Origin of the sequence: Persicitalea sp. (assembly GCF_041751555.1) — a bacterium.
Taxonomy (GTDB): domain Bacteria; phylum Bacteroidota; class Bacteroidia; order Cytophagales; family Spirosomataceae; genus Persicitalea.
Map to the genome: position 1 here is coordinate 1 of NZ_JBGSXF010000703.1, position 5,704 is coordinate 5,704.

6 protein-coding genes are annotated in these 5,704 nt (G+C 48.2%); all 6 read left to right on the forward strand.

Annotated features, from left to right (window positions below):
• Positions 1-184, forward strand: a 184-nt coding sequence (locus ACEW8P_RS24590; protein ID WP_373515708.1) for a hypothetical protein, incomplete at its 5' end; no start/stop codon positions are given.
• A 456-nt stretch (positions 185-640) separates the two neighbouring features.
• A complete protein-coding gene (locus tag ACEW8P_RS24595; RefSeq protein WP_373515709.1) occupies positions 641-1,354 on the forward strand; it encodes a BtpA/SgcQ family protein in 714 nt (237 codons plus the stop codon).
• 307 nt (positions 1,355-1,661) lie between these two features.
• Positions 1,662-2,051 (forward strand): hypothetical protein, encoded by a 390-nt coding sequence (locus ACEW8P_RS24600; RefSeq protein ID WP_373515710.1) that lies wholly within the window; start codon positions 1,662-1,664, stop codon positions 2,049-2,051.
• 34 nt (positions 2,052-2,085) lie between these two features.
• Positions 2,086-2,547 (forward strand): hypothetical protein, encoded by a 462-nt coding sequence (locus tag ACEW8P_RS24605; RefSeq protein ID WP_373515711.1) that lies wholly within the window; start codon positions 2,086-2,088, stop codon positions 2,545-2,547.
• 248 nt (positions 2,548-2,795) lie between these two features.
• Positions 2,796-3,749 (forward strand): hypothetical protein, encoded by a 954-nt coding sequence (locus ACEW8P_RS24610; RefSeq protein ID WP_373515712.1) that lies wholly within the window; start codon positions 2,796-2,798, stop codon positions 3,747-3,749.
• 367 nt (positions 3,750-4,116) lie between these two features.
• Positions 4,117-5,043, forward strand: a complete 927-nt coding sequence (locus ACEW8P_RS24615) for a hypothetical protein (RefSeq protein WP_373515713.1) — start codon at positions 4,117-4,119, stop codon at positions 5,041-5,043.
• The last annotated feature ends 661 nt before the right edge of the window (positions 5,044-5,704 follow it).

Here is a 5,704-nt window from a genome sequence, read left to right on the forward strand (position 1 = left end):
CCAATGGCGTCAGCGTTCCTCGTATTTTCTCGGGAAACCCGTGAGCGTAACGCTTGATGGAACCGGATTCGATGGCATTACCGACGGCCTTGAAGAAAACGGAGCTCTCCGCGTAAGAATGGCCGACGGCTCGGTCAGGATAGTTCAGGCCGGGGACGTACAGCGGCTGAGGCGTACAGAATGAAGTCCGCGAAGAATCGTAATAAAGTAGGCCTGACTCCCAAATCCACCATGAATTTCCTCTTCGGCGTTTCGATCGTTGCCGTTGCGCGGAAGCGGTGACTTTGGGCTTGTGCGGGGGGTCAGGAGAGCTGGGCCGAAAGGCCGCAGTTTCTGGAAGCCTGATTGCACGGCCAGCCATTTTGAATAGTCGAAAATGAGCCGATCTGGTTGCATTAGCGGGCACCGGTCTTGCACGAACAGATGATCGCCTCGATCTACCACAAGTCACTCGTCACCTGTCACCTGTCACCCGTCACCTATGAGCCTTGACTTTAGGGTTAACCTGTGTGTTAAGTGGAATTCGCCAAATAGTAGGGTGAATTAGTGAAGGATAACAGCTCAGGGGTTTACAAGGTTCGTCGAAACCGTTATGCAGCTTCATAGATGACCGCTAATTTCCTTTGGCAACGCGTTAATCATGATTAGCCGATTAGGGTTATACCGACGAACATTCCTCGACCATCACGTCGTCTTGCCGGTCATCCATGTCGCGTCTCTAAAGCAGGCCCAGCGGAATGCTCAGGTCGCGCGTGAGGCGGGTGCGGACGGGGTATTTCTGATCAACCATGGAATGTCTGACGAGAAGCTGCTTGAAATTCACTCAGCGGTTGCCGAAATGCAGAACGGCTGGTGGGTCGGCGTCAATTGTCTGGGGATGTCAGCTAAGCAGGTATTCGGAGTGGTTTCGGAACAAGTCAGCGGGGTGTGGGCCGATGACGCTGGTGTCCAGGAATTTCGGAATCAACAACTCTATGCTGAGAGCGTCCTGGCCGTTCGGGATTCGCGTGTACCAAATTGCCTATACTTTGGCGGGGTTGCTTTTAAATATCAGAGACCTGTCGAGGAACTTGAGGCGGCGTGTCGGGCGGCTGCTCGATACATGGACGTTGTTACGACGAGCGGTCCGGGCACTGGGCACGCAGCGGAGATTGAGAAGATCCGACGAATGAAACTGACGTTAGGCGACACGCCGTTGGCAATCGCGAGCGGCATCACCCCAGAGAACATTGGCGACTATTTGCCTCATGCGGACTGCTTTCTGGTGGCGACCGGGATCTGTCGCAATTTCACGGAACTCGACCCGCTTCGTGTGCGAGCTCTGGTTGAGCGGGTTTCTGGGTTTGAAATGTAAACCCGCCAAAGGTGGCGAGATCGTTGATGATTCCCGACAGGATCCATCCGCAAACGGAGTTGCCGTAGGGAAGACGAATAAGCCGGATACTTGCGAACTCGCATGTCGCCGCTCGCGTGTGTACCATCGGGCGTTTAGCCAACAGGAATAGCACCGAAAAAAAACGAATGATGTGGGTTTCATCAGTTGCTGCTGTGGAAAATCCTGTTGACGAAAAGTTAGGAGTTGAGTATATTTGCCGTAATCCGAGGAAACTGCGAGATAAAGATAGACCCGATGGCGTTGTGATCTTCAAACGAGAGAAACTATGAAGGACAGATTTGTAAAGGTAATGCTTCTGGTTATCGCGGGGTTGTTGTTGCTGAATTGTTTCAAAGGAGATGGGGGTGGTCTTTCCGATGTTGTCGGACCGACAGTCGGGGCCAGTGTTCCAAAATTCGTTGAGGAAGGAAAATATTATAGCTGTCTCATTCCCTCGATGGATACGCCAATGGACATTAAGTGGCACAGGCAATTTAAGATTGAAGCTGTCGAAAGGGAAAGTGGTTGGGTCAGGGTCCGATATTATAATGACGCCAAAAACGAATGGGCAGGATACAATTGGCTAAATATCAACCAAGCAGTGACCTGTTTTCAGAGTGAAATGCCAGTTCCAGCAAACGGTTCAAGCAGGCCCGACGACAATTCAACCAGGTAGGCTAGGCCGCTAACCCCAGGTACGCGAACAATCTATGAATGAAGAGCCTTACGAATATGGAAAGCGAAACGGACGCTTAACATATAACTTTTGCGTGGATGTTTTTGCGCAAGGTTACGACCATTTGTCTCAGGTCATTCGAATCGCCTTCACTGACAGGTTAGTTGGCGAGAAGTCCGCGACTCACTATTTGATCGATCAACGTTATGGAGTTGTATTTTTCAGCGTCCAGCCATGGGAAACACTGGATGACGCGTGGAGCCCAGATGGTCTCAAGGTTTCCGGTGCAACGAAATTCTCGGAACCTATAGGATCGCGAGAGGCCAGCGATTTTGCGTGGAATTGGCTTCAGGAAGTTGAATACCCATCCACCGAAGAACACGACGGTGAAGCAATGAAAGGATGGCGAGTTTACAACCAGGAAGAGGGTATTGTCGGAAACTGTAGACAAGCAGTCGTGGCTGTTCAGCCATTTTGGGTTTATCTCGGAAAGTAGTCTCAGCGGATGAAAAGCGAACACGGGCTATCTCCATAGAGTTTAAACCTTACGGATTGTGCCATCGTCAATCAGATTACGCGAAGCGTGGCCGGTTTTGGCACGGTAATTGATACCCCGAATTTCGGGGTAAACCAATACCACAGAATCGTCGAGTTTGCCTGCATCAACGGGAAGTGTCCATAGAATATTTATTTTGGAGGAGAAGAAAGATGAAGATTTGCCAGTTTTGGGAAAGGTGTTGTCGTTTGACGATAAACATTAAAAATCTCGGTTTCGCAGTCGCTTTGGTTGTTGGGCTGATCCTGCTTTTCCCGTCACTGTTGTTTGCGCAAAAGGCCGCCACGAAGAAATCCACTAATTCGAAAACCGCGAAGAAATCTACGACTTCCGAAAAGAAACCCGATGCAGCGCCACAAACGCAGGAGGAAGCCCAAAAATACTTTAATAGTGGTGTTTCCACATTGGATCGCGTTAAATTGAATCTTCGCAGAGACGTATCTCTTGAAAACAGAAGCTCTATCGCTACGACGATTATTAAAGATTTAATTGACGCGATAAATGATTTTAACAAAACAATTGAACTCAGGCTGGATTTTGCTGAAGCGTATTACCGGCGCGGAACGGCCAGGCAAATTCTGTCTGCCGCCGTACCATCAAACTCTCAGAAAGCGGCAATACAGATCATCCTTAAAGATTTCGACAAAGCCATTGAACTCAAGCCTGGCTATGCAGACGCATATCTCGCACGGGCATGGCATCTGACTACCGACGATGCTTTTGCGGAAGGGTTAGCAGATTTAGTCAAGGCAGTGCAAGATTGCGAAAAAGGCATCAACCTTAACCCTAAACTTGGAGAGGGCTATTTTGTTCGGGGCAATATTAAACACCGTCAAAATAAACTAAGCGAAGCAATGGCAGACTACGACAAAGCTGTGCAATCAATATCATCTGTAATCGCTCCCGACGTGCTTTATTACAAACGCGGTGTTATCAAAGATTCCTGGAAAGACTATCGCGGGGCAATGCAAGAATACACTAGGGCTATTGGATTTATGCCTTCTTCTGAACGATCATATTTGAACCGTGGAACCGCCAAGTTTTATCTGAGTGATAATTCTGCTTGCGATGACTGGAGCAGAGCTTGTTCTCTAGGTAATGGTATTGGGTGTAACAATGTTGCACAATTTTGTCGGCGTTGAAAAAACACGTTTTCTGTAATTGCGCAAGGTCACGAGCATTTGTATCAGGTTATTCGAGTCTACAATCGAGAAGGTCGAATATATACCATGCGCGGTCTGTTCTTAAAAGTAAGATTTCTTCGGCCTTGAATCGTGCAGATTCCAATTCGCAGGACGTTCTTATTAAGTCCTCGGAATCGATGACGGCTGTAATTAGAGAAGTGACCGCGTGGTTCTAGAGCGCACTGACCTAACCTCGGAAACGCTTCAGCCGGGATTTCTTGAATATCGCGTCATCGGGCCTGCTCTTAGAAAGGACGAGCCAAACCTGCGGGAACAGCGAGGTCCTGATGAAATAGGAGTAATAAAAGCATTGAAGACTCAAAACATGAAAGGACGATTACCAAGCGGAACGGGTTTGCTGTTGGTCGTGCTTGGGAGCTTTCTGGCATCTTGCTCCGGGAATTCGGAAGTGCCAGGAGATTCCAAACAAACAACACCCCCAACTGATGCTCAGGCGAACATGAGGAGTAGCTGGCCGAGTGTTTCCCCGACAAGCGAGACGGGCATCGGCAATGTAACGGGAGCCAATACAGAGGATCCGTGGGACACGCCGCCTCAGAAAGCCATTGATTTCCTTAAATCACGCATTCAGTCGGAACAGTGTGCCGCCGAAGGAATGATATGTAAAGAGATTCAGGTCGTAAAACATAAAATCCAAAAGGCCACTAAGGCTGACGAAGAAAACGACATTAGCCGGACTTGGCTCGTTGACTTTACTTTTATTGCACGCATTAAGTCAGGGCAACAATGGTTCGACAAGAGATCAAGTCTACTAGTTTCGCTAAAGTCTGATGGTGAAGTATGTGACGTGCCATGTATTACGGGACAGCCGCCACCAATCAACGTCAATTCCTCCGAAGTTAGAAATCGAATGCTTACTGAATTCAATAAAGTGTTAGACGACTCGGCTACCGATTCCGTCAGTCAAAGGGCCGAAAAGCTGCAAGCAGCAATTATCGGCCCGCTAGAAAACGTTTACTACCTATACTCGTCCGCCGCCCGCGCCCGCCATGACGAAACTTTCAACAGCGCCAAGGAAGAGTTCGGGGAGGCAATACTTGCCTTTGTTCAAAAAGAAAATTTGCCTGAGAATCGTGGTGTCTCTAGTATCGTAAAACGTGGACGGGTTACATTAAGAGGCAGCGTCGAATCTAAGATCCGTCAAATCCAATTTGATACGCCGGCGGCCATTGTCAGAGCATTACAAGATTTGGAAAGCAGCGTTCGCATGGCTCGAAACGCATCGTATTAGACGATCTCAACTCTTGCCTGGCAATAAACAAACTCATTTATCTTCATGGAGCCTAAATGTTTATGAAAACACAAATCAAAACTGGCGGGTTGTATTAAGGTTGGCGACTATCACGCCGATATTTTATCGGCGGCGAGACTATTTCGATTATCGGCGAGACAAGGGAAATCCGTTGTTCGGCCGTTGATATTTCTCGGTTCTTGATCGGAAAAAAACTGATTTTTTTGCGTCTGATCTTAATCTTCGTTCGTAGAATCATGGGGTCAGTCATGCAAAATTGCGATTCTTTTTGTTTGATGTGCTAACTACATCAGGCCAGAAATCCATTGACCATCTCTGCATGTGCGTGCTATTCTTGCAACGTTTCCGGCTCATGGCCGGGTAGATGTTTGATAATTTAGATGGTTGATCGTTGATCGTTGATGGCTGATGGTTGATCGTGGGTGTGGGCATTGGCCACGTGCTGCGCGGGTGTAATACACATTCTACGAAAATGCGTGGTACATGGTACAAATGGGGTAACTTACTGTGACAGCAAGGGTTACGTCATAATTGCTGTACCAGGGTTGCTACAAAAACAGGGGGTCCCGACGCAGAAAATGGAAAATTGAAAGTGGAGAGTGGAAAATGGAAAGCGGGAAATGGAAAATTCCAGTTGCGG